General features: G+C 45.9%; 12 protein-coding genes and 1 pseudogene. 8 read left to right on the top strand and 5 right to left on the bottom strand.

The window, feature by feature from the left end:
• Nucleotides 1-421: 421 nt before the first annotated feature.
• Nucleotides 422-1,291 carry an aldo/keto reductase gene (locus D9736_RS22350; RefSeq protein ID WP_130259191.1) on the bottom strand — a complete coding sequence of 290 codons (870 nt, stop codon included), beginning with the start codon at nt 1,289-1,291 and terminating at the stop codon, nt 422-424.
• Between the two features lie 393 nt (nt 1,292-1,684).
• Here D9736_RS22350 and D9736_RS22345 point away from each other — a divergent pair, with 393 nt between their 5' ends.
• A complete protein-coding gene (locus D9736_RS22345) occupies nt 1,685-2,536 on the top strand; it encodes a helix-turn-helix domain-containing protein (RefSeq protein WP_130259190.1) in 852 nt (283 codons plus the stop codon).
• Nucleotides 2,537-2,675: 139 nt separating this feature from the next.
• Here D9736_RS22345 and fdeC read toward each other — a convergent pair whose 3' ends face one another.
• The gene (gene fdeC, locus D9736_RS22340; RefSeq protein ID WP_130259189.1) at nt 2,676-6,929 is read right to left on the bottom strand and encodes an inverse autotransporter adhesin FdeC; all 4,254 of its coding nucleotides are present in this window, start codon (nt 6,927-6,929) and stop codon (nt 2,676-2,678) included.
• 565 nt (nt 6,930-7,494) lie between these two features.
• On the opposite strand from fdeC, the gene D9736_RS22335 reads away from it, so the two are divergent.
• Both D9736_RS22335 and D9736_RS22330 read left to right on the top strand, forming a co-directional pair.
• Nucleotides 7,495-8,346, top strand: a complete 852-nt coding sequence (locus D9736_RS22335; RefSeq protein ID WP_130210798.1) for an aldo/keto reductase — start codon at nt 7,495-7,497, stop codon at nt 8,344-8,346.
• A gap of 26 nt (nt 8,347-8,372) precedes the next feature.
• Nucleotides 8,373-9,362, top strand: coding sequence for an aldo/keto reductase (locus tag D9736_RS22330; protein ID WP_130259188.1), 990 nt, complete (start codon nt 8,373-8,375; stop codon nt 9,360-9,362).
• A gap of 34 nt (nt 9,363-9,396) precedes the next feature.
• Here the strand turns inward: D9736_RS22330 and D9736_RS22325 are convergent.
• Together D9736_RS22325 and D9736_RS22320 are read right to left on the bottom strand one after the other, a co-directional pair.
• Nucleotides 9,397-9,555 (bottom strand): annotated as a pseudogene (locus D9736_RS22325) (LysR family transcriptional regulator); the annotation flags it as partial.
• A gap of 179 nt (nt 9,556-9,734) precedes the next feature.
• Nucleotides 9,735-10,661 (bottom strand): LysR family transcriptional regulator, encoded by a 927-nt coding sequence (locus tag D9736_RS22320; protein WP_130259187.1) that lies wholly within the window; start codon nt 10,659-10,661, stop codon nt 9,735-9,737.
• 156 nt (nt 10,662-10,817) lie between these two features.
• On the opposite strand from D9736_RS22320, the gene D9736_RS22315 reads away from it, so the two are divergent.
• From D9736_RS22315 to ykgR, 3 genes are all read left to right on the top strand, one after another.
• Nucleotides 10,818-11,738 carry an alpha/beta hydrolase gene (locus D9736_RS22315; protein WP_130259186.1) on the top strand — a complete coding sequence of 307 codons (921 nt, stop codon included), beginning with the start codon at nt 10,818-10,820 and terminating at the stop codon, nt 11,736-11,738.
• A 254-nt stretch (nt 11,739-11,992) separates the two neighbouring features.
• On the top strand, nt 11,993-13,135 hold the full coding sequence (locus D9736_RS22310; RefSeq protein WP_130259185.1) for an NADH-dependent flavin oxidoreductase: 1,143 nt from the start codon (nt 11,993-11,995) through the stop codon (nt 13,133-13,135).
• A 469-nt stretch (nt 13,136-13,604) separates the two neighbouring features.
• Nucleotides 13,605-13,706, top strand: a complete 102-nt coding sequence (gene ykgR, locus D9736_RS22305; protein WP_130259184.1) for a small membrane protein YkgR — start codon at nt 13,605-13,607, stop codon at nt 13,704-13,706.
• A gap of 296 nt (nt 13,707-14,002) precedes the next feature.
• On the opposite strand, the gene D9736_RS22300 is transcribed toward ykgR, so the two are convergent.
• Nucleotides 14,003-14,725 carry an SDR family oxidoreductase gene (locus D9736_RS22300; protein ID WP_130259183.1) on the bottom strand — a complete coding sequence of 241 codons (723 nt, stop codon included), beginning with the start codon at nt 14,723-14,725 and terminating at the stop codon, nt 14,003-14,005.
• Nucleotides 14,726-14,823: 98 nt separating this feature from the next.
• On the opposite strand from D9736_RS22300, the gene D9736_RS22295 reads away from it, so the two are divergent.
• Both D9736_RS22295 and D9736_RS22290 read left to right on the top strand, forming a co-directional pair.
• Nucleotides 14,824-15,723 carry a LysR family transcriptional regulator gene (locus D9736_RS22295; RefSeq protein ID WP_130259182.1) on the top strand — a complete coding sequence of 300 codons (900 nt, stop codon included), beginning with the start codon at nt 14,824-14,826 and terminating at the stop codon, nt 15,721-15,723.
• Nucleotides 15,724-16,305: 582 nt separating this feature from the next.
• A complete protein-coding gene (locus D9736_RS22290) occupies nt 16,306-17,163 on the top strand; it encodes a DUF4365 domain-containing protein (protein ID WP_130259181.1) in 858 nt (285 codons plus the stop codon).
• Nucleotides 17,164-17,456 lie beyond the last annotated feature (293 nt).

The raw sequence follows: 17,456 nt of genomic DNA, 5'->3' as shown, positions 1-17,456 counted from the left end.
GAGTAGCAGAATACAAATTCAATCCGATTTGTATGACAAATCAATAATCCATCATTGGATACCTGGATGCAATAGCTAATTTTATTTCTTTCGGCGCCGCTCACATTTTTATAATGATCGCCACTAACAACGCGGAATCATCCATTCGATATAATAACGTCATGAATCCAATATAATTTATCTTAAATAGCCATTTAGAGTTACTCATTTGGCATCTATTAAAGCAGACCCCAAATGAGTATAAATAAAATCATTAACAATAATTACACAACCATTAATAATTGTAATTTTATCTTACTGAAGCGATTCAGTGTGTATTCTTTATTTTCATTATGAGATCCCGCCTTCGGAAAACATATAAAACACCTGCTATAGGTTATATTTTCAGAGTGCGGGTCAGGTAGTATTCTGATAACTCTAATTAGTTATGTATTTTTACACCAAGACAGCCACGAACAAACTCAGGATTAAAATGTTTTACGGATTCGCCAACATACCCCAGATCAAGTGAGCTTATTTGCGCCATTTCTTTCTCTGTCAGTGAAAAATCCCAGATAACGAAGTTCTCTTCAATACGATGCTGATGAGTCGATTTTGGAATAACAACCACTCCCCGTTGAATATTCCAGCGTAGAATTACCTGAGAAATCGATTTTTGGTGGGCATTTGCAATACCCTGAAGCAGGCTGTTTTCAAATGGTTTATGTCTTCCACCGCCTAATGGTGCCCATGCTTCAGGCTGCACGTTGTAGTACTTCATGGTTGCCAGCGCTTCTGGTTGGGCAAAATAGGGATGCAACTCAACCTGGTTGACCATTGGCTTAATTCTGACTGTTTCACAAAAGTTTACCAGAACATGAGGATAGAAATTGGAAACCCCAATCGCTTTCAGTTTGCCCTCTTCATAGGCCTCTTCCAGTGCACGCCATGCACTGAAATAATCGCGCATTGCCTGGTGCAATAAATAGAGATCAAAGTATTCAAGTCCCGATTTTTTTAATGACGCTTCAATACCTGCTTTTGCCGTATCCTGATCAACCATGTCCTGCACCCACAATTTAGACGTAATAAATAACTCCTCGCGGGTACAGAAACCTTCCGAAATGGCTTCACGAATAGCGTCGCCGACGGCGTCTTCATTACCATATACCGCTGCAGTGTCGATGAGTCGATAACCGGTTCGGATAGCATTCAACACTGATTGTTTACATACTTCTTTATCGGTAACCTGAAAAACACCAAATCCCATCATCGGCATTTTCAGATTGTTGCTTAATACGGAAAATTCCACTAGCAGTCCCTCCATTACGTATGAATCATTAGTCTACGTTAAAACATGACCGCAGATTAGTATGTGGATTTTGATATCACTTATGTAAAAATTTCATTAATAATAGGGGACTGTAATTTCTCTATTATGGGAAAAATGAAGCAGACACGATGAGATTGATGACAAGCACAAAATTGCCTGATGCGCTATGATTATCATGCCGACCAGAGAATCGCAATTTATTGAATTTGCGCTATTTTGTAGTCTGGATAAGTTCCGGCATACACAACAAGCTTCGTCAACAATCTGAGATACTGTCAGTCGCCTGGCCTCGGCCCTTTCTGTTTTTGATACACTAATAGCCTTTGTCATACGAAAAATGTACGAAATGGCGAAGGGTAAATGGAGAATGTTATGATCAGGCAGAAGATTTTGCAGCAGCTCCTGGAGTGGATTGAGTGCAATCTCGGTAACCCTATCTCAATCGAAGATATCGCACAGAAATCAGGCTACAGTAGACGCAATATCCAGCTCCTGTTCAGAAACTTCATGCATGTGCCGCTGGGAGAATACATTCGCAAACGAAGACTTTGCCGGGCAGCTATTCTTGTCCGACTTACAGCGAAATCTATGCTTGATATTGCACTATCTTTGCATTTTGATTCACAGCAGTCATTCAGTCGCGAATTTAAAAAGTTGTTCGGATGCTCTCCCCGAGAATACCGGCTCCGTGATTATTGGGATCTGGAAAATATCTTCCCTCCATTTTTAGCACGCCAACATACAAAAACTGATTGCACATTAATTCATTTTCCTGAAACACGTATTTTTGGCAATTCATTTAAGTATGATGCTGAAATATCGAATAAATCACCGGATGAAGAAGTCAAATTGCGGCGTCATCATTTAGCCAGGTGTATGAAGGATTTTAAGACGGATATCTATTTCGTCTCAACGTTTAAACCATCAACAAAGTCGGTCGATTTACTCACAGTTGAAACCTTTGCTGGTACGGTATGTGAATATGCTGACATGCCGAAAGAGTGGACAACGACCCGAGGACTTTATGCCTCTTTCCGTTATGAAGGAAATTGGGAACATTACTCTGACTGGGTTCGGAACATCTATCTGATAGAGTTGCCTGCCAGGGGGTTAGCCAGAGTGAACGGCAGCGATATTGAGCGCTTTTATTACAATGAAGATTTCGTAGAAAAGGATGGCAATGATGTTGTTTGCGAAATTTTTATCCCCGTTCGTCCGGTTTAGTTTGTCGCTATGTCTTATTGAGTTTTATCCTTGCCTGATACTATTTAATCAATATCAGGCAAGGTATTCAGTGAATAATGGCATTGAATATTTCAATGCCATTATTCTTTATTAGATCGTAACGTTCATACTATTCAAATTATGGCATCTCCTCCTCGCCCTTTTCAGTATCTGCAGCAACGGCGTTAATTGTCACCTTCACAGGCTTCATTTCGTACCCGCCATACGTCAGTGCGTTGAATGTGAACGTATAGACACCTGGCTTGCTGGTACTAAATTTGCGCTTGATTTCCCCGCTCGAGAAATGGTCGGCCTTCGACGGCAGGAACTTATAATCCGCCTCTGTCACCCCTTCCGGAGCGTCAATGTCGACCCACATACTTCCTCCTACGGGATTGTTTGCCGAGAACAGGGTAACCGTCAGTGTTGCGGTCGTTACCCCATCCGCCACCAGAGAAGGTGTATCAGTTGAGGCCTCGAGCTCCGCGTTTTTATCATCCGCGACGAATTTAGATTCGGCAGTTTTCGTCGATTCCTGACCGTCGGCCTGACTCACTTTCGCCGTGAGTGTATATTTCGCTGCGACAGTGGTCGTGGCGGTGAAAATAGCCTGCCCCTGCTCATCGGTCTTCGCTGTGCCTGACGGATCCAGAGCTAAATTTGCCGGGCTGGCAGTCAGCGTCACCTCGCTATCTTTCAACAGGTTGTTATTGGCATCAGTCACCGTAACTTTATACGTCTGTTTGGCTTTGCCATCCGCCAGTGCGTAGTTGCCAATCACCTCAATACCAGAGACGGTTGCGGTAGCCTTATCGGCCACAAACGTTATAGTCTGCGCATCCGAAGGCTGGTCATTTCCTGCTGACGCCGTGATCTCATACGTTCCGGCAGTCACGGAAACCACTTTCAGTACCGCTTTACCCTCCTTGTCGGCGTTCACCATGATATTACCGTCTGCAAGCGGTTTGACGCCCCGAGGCAGATTAAAGACGACCACAGCGCCAGGCAGAAGGTTGTCGTATTGATCCTTAACCGTTGCCGTCAGCGTAAAGGCATCATTGTCGTTTGCCACTTTTTCCGCGGCGGTGTCAACCTCCAGGGTCGCCTGACCGGTACTGAAATCCGCCTTGAATTTCACCGTAACCGTCTTCTTAGCACCATTCACCGAAGCCGCGATGCTGTGTTCCCCGGCAACCGTTGACATCAGCTCAATGTCGGCTTTACCTGCCGCATCGGTTGTTACCGTATTCCCCGTCTTGCTGGTTACTCCTTCCGGCAGAGTCAGCGTCACATTTTGTCCCTGCAACGGGTTACCATAGGTGTCCACAACGGTCAGGGTTACCTGGTTAGTCGACTGTCCATTTGCCAGCTGGTTATCAACCTTCACCGTCATATCACTGATCACTGCCTGGGAAGCATCGCCTGCAACATTCAGCACCAGTGGCTGAGCAACGGCATTTTGGCCGTTCACTCGCGGCATCACAGACAACTGGCCCGCGGCAGATCCCAGAGTCAAGGTCGCCACGTAGACCCCATTACTTGTTTCTGTCCAGTCTCCTGTTGAAGGTCGCACTGACCCCGTGCTGGCGGCACCACTAAACTGCGGTGCATCTGGCTTCAGCCCGGTGACAAGGTTCCCGTACGCATCCTTCACGGTGAAGGTGAGTTTCGTCGTCGTTTTGACGGTCGGAGCCTCATTGTCAGCAACAAGCGTAGAGTTCGCTGATGACATCTCCCCTGCAACGACAGTCAACCGCGCAGCATCGGTGGCTGCTGGCTGACCGTTGAATAGCGGCATGACAAGAAGCTCACCTGTCTTTCCGCCTGTGGTCAGCGTAGCGACATAGGAACCATCGCCTTGCTCGGTCCAGTTGGATACCGTCGCCCCTTCAGACGCAACACCTGTCAGGCTTGCCGACAGGGAAAGGCCGCTGATAGCGTTGCCATGCGCATCTTTTGCAATAAGCGTCACGGTTGTGCTTTCTCCTGCTTTTACGTGATCTTTTGCCACAGAGACTGTCGACTGGCCTGAAGATAACGCATCAGCCACCACGGTCACTTTAGCCGCATTCGCTGCCGCGTTCTGCCCATTGAGCTTCGGCATAACCTCTAATTCACCCGCCGTAGTGCCGAGAGAAATCTGCGCAGTCCAGGTCCCGTCGCCATTATCCGTCCAGCCTGAGGCCTTAGAACCTGCAGCGGCTGCGCCCGATAATGACGGTGCATCCGGATTGAGGCCAGTTACAGGGTTGTCATTAGCATCTTTTGCCGACCAGATTGCCGTAACTGTACCGCCAACCACCGGTTTATCCGGATTCAGGGCGATGGTCGAATGTGCTGCATCAAGCGGCCCGGCGACAAACTTCAGCGTTTGTTGTAATGAGCCCAACTGATACTGCTCGCTAAAGGCACGCACAACAACGTTTCCGGCACGGGTCGAAGAAACCGTAGCGCTGTAAACGCCTGGTTTTACCTCCGAAATGGTACCAATGGTGACACCGCTGCTATCCTGCGGAACAAATCGCAAGCGGCTGGCCTCTCCCGTCACCGGGTTGCCATCAGTATCCACCGCAGTCAGCATCAGCGTGTGGGATTGCTGACCATCGGCAACCACGTCTCCTGAAGATTCATTCACGCTCAGAGTAGACTTCGACACATCCATCATCGTGGCGCGCAATTCTGCAGTGACGGTTTTGCTCATGCCATCAACGCTAACCGTAATCGTTGCCTCACCTGATTGCGTTCCGGTAGTAAAGACAGACTGGTACACCCCAGCTTCAGTTTCGGTGAACTCACTCAGTGTTGGCTGTGCCTGTGATTTAGTGGCCTTCAGGGTACGAGTCACAATATTTCCAGCTGGCTTGAACGTCAGCTCAGACTTGATCTGATCTTTCATACCCGTAACTGGCTGCCCCTCTGCATCGCGCAGAGAAAGCACCAGTGGCTTTTGCTCACTACCGTTAGCAAGCATTTGGATACGGCTCTGACCGTCAAGCGTTAACGCCGTGCGCTCGGCACTCATACCTGCTCCGGTAATGACCACCTCTGTCTGCACGCGTTTTGAGGCATTGCCTTTGTTATCGTAGGCAACCGCAGAAATCGCATAATAATTGTCTTTGCCTGCCTGGTAAGCCGGGAGCGTCACTTGCCACTGATTACCCTGCCCGGTAATTTTTCCGCCTGCGGCCAGCAAAGATGGCGCTTCCCATTGAACATTTTTCAGACCGTGAGTTGCTTTGCTCACCACAAGCCCCAGGGAAACCGTCTGCCCGCCCTTACCTTCAATGCGCTCAGGCAGAGCAATACGGATCACTTCAGATTTGCGATACTCAAGAACGATATTGTTATTACGCTCAACCAGGTCATAGCGGCTGCCTGCCAGTACCCGACGCTCGCGAATGCTATCCGTATCGAGTTGTTTCGCCAAAGGTTCGCCAATTCGGTAGTTAACTTCCAGGCCAAAGCGAGTGTCATTCTCACCGCTCTTGCCCTGCTTATGCCCGGCGCTCAGTGTCAGAAGAGGCACTGGCGTATAGGTCACCTCGGCAGAAATAGCATGCGGGTCTTTCTGGCGCTTATCTTTACCAAACAGCCCGACTTCATCGCCATAATACTGTTCATACATCAGGCTTGCGCCAAGCTGCGGCCAGGCAGGTAAATAGCCCTCTGCGCGGATATCCCAACCATTCGCCGGGCGTTCCTGATAATCCTCAATATCCGGCGATTTTTTCCAGCCAGAAGCCCGAATATAACCATTGGCGCTCAGTTTCAGATAATCGCGCCAGTATTCCGCACCAACACCAATGCGGGTATGACTACGGGATAAATCATGGTCGATAAAGGTGTTCACCCCCGCCATCCAGTCATTTCCTGAAAAATGACGCCAGCCGAAGCCAATATTTGACTGAGTACGATCGTCTGTACGATGTATTGCCCCCTGAGTGAACAACATATTTGTCGGCGTATCATAAATCGGATAAAGCATTTCCAGCGAAGAATCCTTCAGCGAGAAATCTTTATCGACATTCAGTTTAACGCGCGCTGTACCATATTTCCCGAGCCACTCCTGGATTTCCTGGTTAGCTTTAGCGGTGGCCATTCCGGTAATAAAGTTACGTGTCGCATCGCTATCTGGCTGACTACTCAAAAATGTCCCGGCATTTGCGGCAAACGACGCGACATTTTTCTCCACATTATTATCAGCAGTTACCGTGGTATTTTCCATGCTCAACCGTGGCTGAACCGCATTCTGCGCACGTGCCGCCATTACTGGCGTAAAGGTGACTGCGAGTGGAAAAAGAACTTGAACAGAGATATTTGCCCACGCCACGCAGCGGGCCAGAACTGAATAACGAAATCGTGGTTGTTTATGACCTGTTTTATAACGTGACATTGAGATAATTTCCTGATGAACGAATTAACGAACATAGGCAGACACAAATAATGGCGTCTGCTTGTCAGAAAAGCCTGGAATTTCCCGGTTTCCTTTTCCGCAGAAAAGGAAATACCTTTATGTAAGAAAGTACACCGCCACCTAATATATCCAGTGCCTGTAGCCACTCATCAGGTGGTTGGGCGCGGGATTATATTTTTATTTATGGGTGAAAATTTAGCTTTTTGTGCAAGTCATTAAATAGCTACCTAAGTTATATTTCTTACTCTGCGGACAGTGAATAATTCATTATTCAGAGTGAATAATAATGACCTACCTTTAATTTACCACGATTGACAATACGTCGAAGTAGGTATATACACCAGGATAAACCAATATATTTTTTATGGATATTCATTTTCCTTCATCGGACAGTAAATTCCGGGGATATCGAACTTGCACTACTCATCTCAACACTCAAACAGATTTATGAATTTCGTTCATAACCCCTGACAAATCCTGCCGTCTAATCGAGCTCTTCCCTTTACGTTATGCTTCTCATGAACGATAACGGAAGGATAACACCATGCAAAAAGTAAAACTGAACAACGGTATTGAAATGCCCCTGCTGGGCTTTGGTGTATTTCAGATGACCGATGCCGCCGAATGCGAAAGAGCGGTCATTGACGCTATTAACACCGGTTATCGACTGATTGACACCGCCGCCTCCTATCAAAATGAAACCCAGGTCGGGAACGCACTGAAACAAAGCGGCATTGCGCGTAACGAGCTCTTTGTCACCACGAAACTCTGGTTGCAGGATACCAGTTACGAAGGGGCCAAAGCCCAGTTCGAACGCTCTCTGAATCGACTGCAACTTGATTACGTTGACCTGTATTTGATTCATCAGCCTTACGGTGATGTCCACGGTGCCTGGCGCGCCATGGAAGAACTGCAACAGGCAGGCAAGATCCGCGCTATTGGCGTCAGTAACTTCCATCCTGACCGACTGGCTGACCTTATCGCCTTTAATAAAGTCGTTCCGGCGGTAAACCAGATTGAAGTTAACCCCTTCAACCAGCAATTACAGGCCGTTCCGTGGATGCAAAGTCGTGGTATTCAGCCAGAAGCCTGGGCACCGTTTGCGGAAGGGAAAAATGGTCTGTTCCAGCATCCTGTTCTCACGGCAATCGGCGCGAAGTATGGCAAAAGCGTGGGCCAGGTTGTTCTGCGCTGGATCTACCAACGAGGCATTGTTTCACTGGCAAAATCAGTGCGAAAAGAACGCATGGAAGAGAACATCAACATTCTCGATTTTGAACTCAGCCCTGAAGATATGCTGCAAATTACCGCCCTGGATACCGCAACCAGCGCGTTCTTCTCTCACCGCGATCCCGCAATGGTGGAATGGCTGACTGGCCGCAAACTTGATGTTTAAGCCGCGATAAAAGAGGTATTCATTCAATGCAAAAACGTTATCTGGGTAAATCCGGACTCGAAGTCTCCGCCCTTGGGCTCGGTTGCATGGGCTTAAGCCACGGCTACGGCCCGGCGACCGATACCCGTCAGGCTATCGAACTTATTCGTGCTGCGGTTGAACGTGGCGTCACCTTCTTCGATACCGCCGAAGTGTATGGTCCGTATCTGAATGAAGAAGTGGTCGGCGAAGCCTTAAAACCGTTTCGTGACCGTGTGGTGATTGCCACTAAATTCGGTTTTACCTTCGGCGATGATAATAAGCAGCAGATTTTAAACAGCCGCCCGGAGCATATCCGTGAAGCCGTTGAAGGCTCATTACGCCGCCTTAAGACAGATGTTATTGACCTTCTGTATCAACACCGTGTTGATCCGGATGTTCCTATTGAAGATGTTGCAGGAACGGTGAAAGACCTAATTGCAGAAGGTAAAGTCAAACATTTCGGCCTGTCTGAAGCGGGAGCACAAACCATTCGTCGTGCACATGCGGTACAACCTGTCACCGCCCTGCAAAGCGAGTATTCCATGTGGTGGCGTGAGCCTGAACAGGAAATTCTGCCGTTGCTGGAGGAACTGGGGATTGGTTTTGTCCCCTTCAGCCCACTAGGTAAAGGTTTCCTGACGGGGTCGATTAAACCAGGAACCACTTTCGGCAAAGATGATTACCGCAGCACCGTACCGCGTTTCGCGGCACAAGCCATTGAAGCCAATGAAAAACTGGTCACCTTGTTAGGTGAACTGGCCGTGGAGAAAGGGGTAACATCTGCACAAATCGCACTGGCATGGCTGTTAGCACAAAAGCCATGGATTGTACCCATCCCAGGCACCACTAAACTGCATCGGCTGGAAGAAAACCTAGGTGCTGTCGACATTGTTCTTTCGCAGAAAGATACGCAGCAGATAACCGAGGCACTGGAAACAATTAAAATCGTCGGTGAACGTTACTCGCCTGAGCACCAGGCACGCGTAGGCCGCTAATACCTAAACGGGCCCACAATAAAATGTGGACCCGTTACTCTGAATAGCGAAGTGCATCAATCAGCAGCGCAAAAGCAGGCGGATGCTGCTTGCGGCTGGGGTAGTAAAGGTAATATCCCGGAAAAGTTGGACACCCCTCCTGCAACATATGAATAAGCTTGCCTGACTTTACATACTTCTGAACCATGTCTTCATGGGACACTCATGAAGGGGCTCATAGATGCAATTATTTTAGCCACATTACTGGTGATAATGATAATTGATATTATGGCTGTAGCGAAAACAAGCATTAATTATCAGAATATTTATTATGAAAACGCGTCCTCACGATGGTGTTATTCTTCTTACCGATATTCGCCCAGAAACACATCATCAATTTTCGAGCTTTACTCTTTTCTCCACCATAAAATCAATAAAAGCACGAACTTTAGAGGGCATTCTCACTCGTGAGGAAACATAAATATAAAATCCAGGAAATGAAACGGCCCAATCCTCAAGAATCGGCTGTAACTTGCCCGCATTGATATGTTCAGCGATTGCAAAATCCAGATGTTGAATGATACCCGTTCCATTCAGCGCCATTCGTATCATGCTTTCGTCATCATTAGAAATATACTTACCTGACACCTCTATTTCGAACTCTTCATTATTCCCCGTGACATTAGAAAACTCCCATGCTGAGAGTGCTCCGCTACTTTTATGCCGCAATCGAAGGCAATTATGGTTACTCAGTTCCTGAGGCGTTTCAGGAATACCGTGTTCTCTTAAATAATCTGGCGATGCCACGGTAACCAGTTTAATAAGCGGAGAAACAGGAACGGCAGTCATATGCTCATCCAGTCCTTGCTCAAGGCGTATGCCCACATCACAGCCGTCCGCAATAATGTTAGATAAACCGTCATCCATAATGAGTTCTATCTTTGTTTTGGGGTAACGAGTAAGAAACTCGCCAATATGAGGCTCAACAAGCATCCTTGCTGCAACACGGGAGGAATTTATTCTCAACAGGCCAGTAGGTTCAAGCTGGGTATCACCGACATCTTTCAAAGCATCATCAATTTGCCCCAAAGCCGACACCAGCACTTCATACAGACGCTGGCCTTCCTCGGTAAGCGACATATTGCGGGTCGTACGGTATATCAGCTTGGTGTTAAGACGTTCCTCAAGAGATTTTAAATTCTGGGACAATGCGGCCCGCGTAATACCCATTTCAGAGGCTGCTCTGGAGAAACTTCCGGCGCGAACAATCAGCGCAAACCAGGCAAGAGAAGGCAAAATTGAAGGCTCTATTTTCATCATTGTAAACCTTAACTTAACACTGTGATAGATATTAGACCATTGATGATAACCAATACAAGTCATACTATTACGCCGTTCGCGATAAGAACACGAATGCCAGTTGCGGATAATAGAAATGATATTTAAATCTGTTTAGGCAAATCCCCGGAGCTTGAAATGAAAACTGTTTCGATAAAACACACTTACTGGGATATAGCTGCTGATATCTATTTCCCTGACGATTTTAATAGTGAAAAAAAGTATCCTGCTATTATCAGCGCCCATCCAATTGGAAGCTGCAAAGAACAGACATCGGGTAGCGTGTATGGTGCCGCCCTGGCAAAAGCTGGCTTTATCGTCATTGCTTATGATGCCAGTTTTCAGGGAAGCAGCGGTGGAGAACCGCGTTATCTGGAAGATCCAACAATGCGAGTAAAAGACTTCAGCATTGTCGTTGATTACCTTACCACCTTACCTTACGTTGATGCCGGGCGTATTGGCGTCCTGGGCATTTGCGGGGGTGGTGGATATGCCATTAATGCCGCAATGACAGAACGTCGAATTAAAGCCATTGGTACTGTCACGGGTGCAAACTACGGGCGTCTTATGCGTGAAGGTTTTTCGGCATTTAACCCTGTCGGAGCACTCGAAGCAATGGCGCAACAAAGAACAGACGAAGCTAACGGTGCAAAACTTCGCGTAGATGATTTACTCCCCTCTTCTCCGGATGCAGCTCTTGAAGCGGGATTAACAGAAATAGACCTTTTTGAAGCCACAGAATATTATCGTTCGCCACGAGGCTGTGCGCCTAATGGGGTAAATCGTTCGCTATTTTCACATCAGACTGTTGCAGTGGGCTGGGATGCTTTTCATCTTGCAGAAGTCCTGTTAACTCAACCACTAATGGTTGTAGTGGGTGATAGAGTGGGCGCTTTTGGTGCCTATCGTGACGGCTGCGAAATTATTGGCCGCGCTGCCTCAAAACATAAAGAGCTGGTCGTGGTTGAAGGTTATTCACATTACGACTTGTATGATAAGCCAGAACCTGTGAAACAGGCGCTCGATAAATTAATTCCTTTTTATAAAACACATTTATAAAAATGCTGCGGGGAAATTCACTATCTCCCTGATATTTATCCTTTATTGACTACACGACAATAATAAAACCACTCAAAAAGAAATTTTATTAAAGAAACAAAAGCATAAAAAAAACAGCAGCTCAACTTATTAAGATTATAAGCAAATCTTTGAAGTAATTATAAATAAAACCAGAAATCGTGGTTCCAAAGCTGGCGACAAGTCACCAGTTAAAATATACGCATCAAAATCAGATAAACATTTGAGGTATTGTTATGTCAAATAAACGCCCATCATTGTTTTCTCCTTTTATGCTGACAGAAAAAATAAAGCTACGTAATCGTATCGTTATGGCACCTATGACGACCTGGTCAGCGAATCCTGATGGAACCATCTCTGAGCAAGAACTCGAATTTTATAAACGTCGCTCACAAAATGTTGGTTTAGTAATAACAGGATGTACCTATGTCACACCAAGCGGCATTGGGTTTACTCATGAATTTGCCGCGTATGACGACCGTTTCATTAACAGCCTTGAAAAGTTAGCGACTGCTGCCAAAAGTGGCGGTGCTCCGGCTATTTTGCAGATTTTCCACGCCGGTAATAAAGCCATCCCGGAGCTTGTGCCAAATAACGATGTTATTAGTGCCAGCGCATCAAGCGTAAAATCTGGTGACTTTATGAAGAGAGTCGTACAAAGCAGGGAAATGACTGAAAACGAAATTCAGGAAACCATTAGAGCATTCGGAGATGTCACAAAAAGGGCGATTAAAGCAGGTTTTGATGGCGTTGAACTTCATGGCGCGCACGGATTCCTTCTGCAGAATTTCTTCTCCCCTCTATTTAACCAGCGTAATGACCGATGGGGAGGAGATCTCGAAGGACGTATGCGCTTCCCGCTGGCCGTATTACAGGAAGTCAAAAATGTCGTCTATGAATATGCGACAAAGCCCTTTGCCATCGGTTACAGAATATCTCCTGAAGAATCTGCAACAGGGGGACTGCGGATAGAGGATACTTATAAACTCCTTGATCGGCTCATTTCATCCGGTATTTCGTATATACATACCTCGCTGGTCAGTGTTAACGATAGCTACCCTGTAGAATCGCCAAATGGCCCCCGAACCATTGAGCTGATTTTAAATCATATTGCAGGCAGAGTGCCGGTAATCGCCGCAGGTAAAATACGCACACCTTCTCAGGCTCAAGAAGCAATTTCCGCTGGCCTGCCACTTGTTGCGATCGGTAAAGGGCTGGTGATAAATCCAGAGTGGGTGGCTTTAGCTGAATCAGGAAAAAGTCATGAAATTCAAACAACCCTTAATCCACAACTCGTTCCTGAATTAACCATTCCGGATAAACTATGGGATCAAATTCAGGCATCGAAAGGAACTGGCTGGTTTCCGTTAATGGATTAAATATCTATTTTCTGCTTAGAGAGGTGATTATCACTAATTCACCCAGTAGTAAAACGATTGAACAAATTCGAACTCTATATGTATTCCAGATCTCCAGTATCGATATCTACAGTTCAGTTCACCCCGTAGGCCTGATAAGTCGCGTCAGCGGCGCATCAGGCATCGGTTGTCGGATGCGACGCGTCTTATCCGACCTTGTATAACATCCTGAGAGCTGCGGCACTCTGAAGAGGTGCAGTGTGCTCACTCTGCGCCTGCGAACGCCAGGATAAGGCCGCTCGGGAGAACAGACTCATCCCCGGAGCTGATTTCAGGTGACGTATATCGATGACTTTGGTGCAATAAATAATAGCTGATGTAATACATCTATTCAAATTTGTGATACATCTCAAAAAACTGGTTGACCAAACTCGTTATTTATATAGGGACGCTTACGAAGCGCACTATTTTTTAAAGCGAGGAACTACAAATGAAAGAGAATAATATACAGAGAATCAGTAATAAACTGATCAATATCGTTGTTTTTGTTGCCGTTGTAGAGTACGCCTATTTGTTCCTCCACTTCTATTAATAACGTCATAAAACAATTTACTTTAGTGATATTTAAAATAAACATCCTTTCACTGTTTTTCACGCTATTCAGCGGCGTAAGAAAAAGTGTTGATTATGAATTAGACGGTTTAACAATATCTGTCTGATTGGCAATCATCTGTGATTAATGCTGGCCTATTCATTACGCCAGCATTAACCTCTTATTTCTTCGGACTGAACAATGCTAAACATCATGAATCTTGCTATGCAAAACAGAAGGATATATAAATTTTGCTCTCGATTTATTTAATAAAACGTGAATATAAACGTTATCCTTCAGTTTGCAGACGCGGTGGGTCTGATGGTAATTTCGGTTGTATCAACGCTTTCGGGAGATTCAATAATATGCCTTACAGCACGGGCAATATCCACGGGTTGAAGTGCAACAGAACGGTAGGCGTCCATTGCCTTCATGGTTTCCACATGGGTAATGGTGGAAGCCAGTTCACTTTCGACAACGCCAGGATTTACGCAGGTCACGCGGATTTTCGAGCTTTCCTGCCGTAAGCCATCAGAAATAGCCCGTACTGCAAATTTTGATGCACAATAGACTGCGCCTGTGGGCACAACTGAAAGGGCACCAATAGAACCAAGATTGATTATCTGACCGGAACCCTGCGCTTCCATCACCGGAAGTACAGCGCCAATTCCCCAGAGTACCCCCTTGATATTCACATCAATAGTGAGCTCCCATTCATCCTGTTTTCCTGCTGCAAGCGGTGAAAGCGGCATAACGCCCGCATTATTGATAAGAACATCAACTCGCCCCCAGCTATCCAGCACTGCTTGCACGAAATCTGCCATGGACTGTCGGTCTGTGACATCCAACTCCCGCGCTTTAGCAATTCCTCCTGCGCGGCAGATTTCTGTTGCAATGGCATCGATACGCTCAAGTCTGCGTGCTCCCAGTAAAACCTTTGCACCTGTCGTTCCCAGCTCTCTGGCAATGCCTTCCCCAATACCACTTGATGCGCCGGTGATTAATATGACCTTATCCATTACGTTCTCCTTCAAATGTGTTCGGAGAGAGAATAGAACTTTATGATTGGTTCCAGTATCCTGCTTTCAATGTACTCAGTGGTTAGCGGCATTAAACAATGAAAATCGATCTTAATCTTTTACCCATTTTTATCGCGGTAGCAGAAGAGAGTAATTTCAGTAAAGCCGCTGCACGGCTGGGCGTTACCCGTTCAGCGGTCAGTCAGGGAATAAGACGCCTTGAAGATGCATTCGGGACAATGCTTGTAATGCGGACCACGCGCTCAGTTAATTTGACGGAAGCGGGAGAACGGCTGCATAAATCGCTGTCATTACCTTTATCCGGTATTGAGGCAGCGTTCGAAGAGATGGTTTCTGATCATGTACCACGTGGACTTCTCAGAATCGCGGTGACGTCGATAGCTGAAGAATTTCTTTCAGGTCCGCTAATCGCTTCGTTTGCAGCAGCCAATCCAGCCGTTACGCTTGATATTGTTGTCACGGATGAGGAATTCGATATCGTGGCCGCAGGTTACGATGCTGGCGTAAGGCTCGGAGAGGTCATTGAAAAAGACATGATTGCTGTGCCCGTTACCGGCAGGCAGCGTGAAATGGTCGTTGCCTCTCCCTCCTATCTCGCAGCCAACAGCACACCTGTTCATCCGCGTGAACTTGTGAATCATAAGTGTATCGGCTGGCGTCAATCCCCGGATGTTGCGCCTTATCGCTGGCCATTTGAAGAAAACGGGAGAGCTTTCGACCTTGCGATTGAACCGCAGATTACGACTAATGATCTGCGTCTGATGTCGAGGCTGGCTCTTGCCGGCGCAGGCATAACAATTGCCACTCAGGAAACTTTCAGGCCGTATATTGAAAGCGGTAAGCTTGTATCGCTGCTTGATGACTTTCTTCCACAATTTCCAGGCTTCTATCTGTATTTCCCTCAGCGTCGCAATATTGCACCAAAGCTCCGCGCCCTGATTGACCACGTCAAGGAATGGCGGCAGCAATTGGCTTAAATGTCTGCACCTGCATTGCCTGATGTCATAACAGTATTTTGATTAATTGCCAGGGTTGCAATGGCACAAATACGGCACAGGAGGAGAACGTGGTTTACTTAAATGCGAGGTAACTTATTGATTTAAATGGTGCCGATAATAGGAGTCGAACCTACGACCTTCGCATTACGAATTATAAGAATCCGCTTCTAATTCAAAGTATTACCCCATCAACACTGCGCTCACACGTCCCACCACATCAAAACATGTAAAGCCTTGCAAGCCATTGTGAGGCCTTATGTGTCTCAGTTTTGTCCCACCTTGTATTATGACTTGCATAGCCAATGAAGATAAACGTGACGACAAACAGCGCAGCAGTCTTCTTTTCTTTCACACTTTCCCCAATCAGCATACATACCTTCTACCATAACTGTAGTGAATGTCTGTTATGAGCGAAGAGCGGAAGTAGTCACTTTTGTGGTCTGCTCTCACGAAAGTGACTACAGGAACAGTTGCAATTCATATTAACCATTCAGTTGGCAGACAATTAGCTAGGGTGTAACCTGTCTAACTCAGCGAAAAGGAAGAGCTATGAGCTAAGCTATGAAAAAATACAAAAGCACCGGAGTAACAGGAAGAGCAGGTGAGCTATATTTTGCTTATTGGATAGTTCGCTATTTTAATTGGCCTTGCCGATTGCTTGATATTGATGTTGGCATAGATGCTCAAGTTGAAATTTTTGAAGATGAAATATCAACTGGGGACTTTTTTGCGGTTCAAATTAAATCAACGGTTGGAAATACCCCTGATATACAGATCGATCTATCTGACTTTATGTACTGGCAACAGTTGGAAACTCAAGTTGTTTTGGTCTCCATCGTAATGGCGGATAGCCATAATGATCCTGAGATGTTCTGGAAGCCATTTTCAAAAGAATGTCTGGATGAAATAGTTCAAGAAATAACCTCAAAAGGACACCAGTCCAAAAAAGTCACCTTCACAGATTCAGATAAATTATGTGTTGAATCCAAAAATTCCTGGAGGATGGCAATGCTTTCAGAATCCGACAAAGATCTGATAAGGCTCGCCAAATCATTATTAGATAATTTAGAACAACATGACTTAGATAATTTTGTAGAGGAAGACTATTATCTCCAAGATGAACACAAGGACTATATAACTTTTAATAACGAAATTGACATATTCAACCATCATTTCATCGATTATGAAAAGCTGAAAGATGCTGTATCTCATGATAGAAGGCTGGTGCTAAGAGCTCCCCTTATAGAAGAAGCTATCGATTACTTTGAGAATAACGAGGCGATATTGCTTTATATGTTTAATCATGCTTTTAATTGGATTAAGGACGACCTAACTCCAAATGAAATACTGCCCCAAACATTGAGTCGTGAAATTAGACGGCAGACAAAAGATTGGGTTTATCACATGACGGGTTATTAAAGGGCGCAGTTGCGCCCTAATTAATTAGACCGCGTTCTGCATCATTATTTCAGCAATCTGATGTCGATATTCACTTACACCACTAAATATTTGACACATGTTTACCAAACATGTGACCAGCTCACCATAAATTAATATATCGCGAGGTAAGTAACGTCTGTTCCTGGCACAGGGCTGCTGTTGCAGCCCTGACAACTTTAGACTTCAATCGATTCAGAGATCCCTAACGCATCATCGACTTCAATGCCCAGATAACGGACTGTGCTTTCCAGTGTAGTGGTCAACAAAAACTG

Origin of the sequence: Escherichia sp. E10V10 (assembly GCF_004211985.1) — a bacterium.
GTDB lineage: Bacteria > Pseudomonadota > Gammaproteobacteria > Enterobacterales > Enterobacteriaceae > Escherichia.
This window is presented reverse-complemented; position numbering and strand designations above follow the sequence as displayed.

Coding starts and splice junctions, on each gene's coding strand:
- D9736_RS22290 (WP_130259181.1), top strand. CDS start 16,306: ATGAAAAAATACAAAAGCACCGGAGTAACAGGAAGAGCAGGTGAGCTA.
- D9736_RS22345 (WP_130259190.1), top strand. CDS start 1,685: ATGATCAGGCAGAAGATTTTGCAGCAGCTCCTGGAGTGGATTGAGTGC.
- D9736_RS22330 (WP_130259188.1), top strand. CDS start 8,373: ATGCAAAAACGTTATCTGGGTAAATCCGGACTCGAAGTCTCCGCCCTT.
- D9736_RS22300 (WP_130259183.1), bottom strand. CDS start 14,725: ATGGATAAGGTCATATTAATCACCGGCGCATCAAGTGGTATTGGGGAA.
- D9736_RS22320 (WP_130259187.1), bottom strand. CDS start 10,661: ATGATGAAAATAGAGCCTTCAATTTTGCCTTCTCTTGCCTGGTTTGCG.
- D9736_RS22315 (WP_130259186.1), top strand. CDS start 10,818: ATGAAAACTGTTTCGATAAAACACACTTACTGGGATATAGCTGCTGAT.
- D9736_RS22335 (WP_130210798.1), top strand. CDS start 7,495: ATGCAAAAAGTAAAACTGAACAACGGTATTGAAATGCCCCTGCTGGGC.
- D9736_RS22295 (WP_130259182.1), top strand. CDS start 14,824: ATGAAAATCGATCTTAATCTTTTACCCATTTTTATCGCGGTAGCAGAA.
- D9736_RS22310 (WP_130259185.1), top strand. CDS start 11,993: ATGTCAAATAAACGCCCATCATTGTTTTCTCCTTTTATGCTGACAGAA.
- fdeC (WP_130259189.1), bottom strand. CDS start 6,929: ATGTCACGTTATAAAACAGGTCATAAACAACCACGATTTCGTTATTCA.
- ykgR (WP_130259184.1), top strand. CDS start 13,605: ATGAAAGAGAATAATATACAGAGAATCAGTAATAAACTGATCAATATC.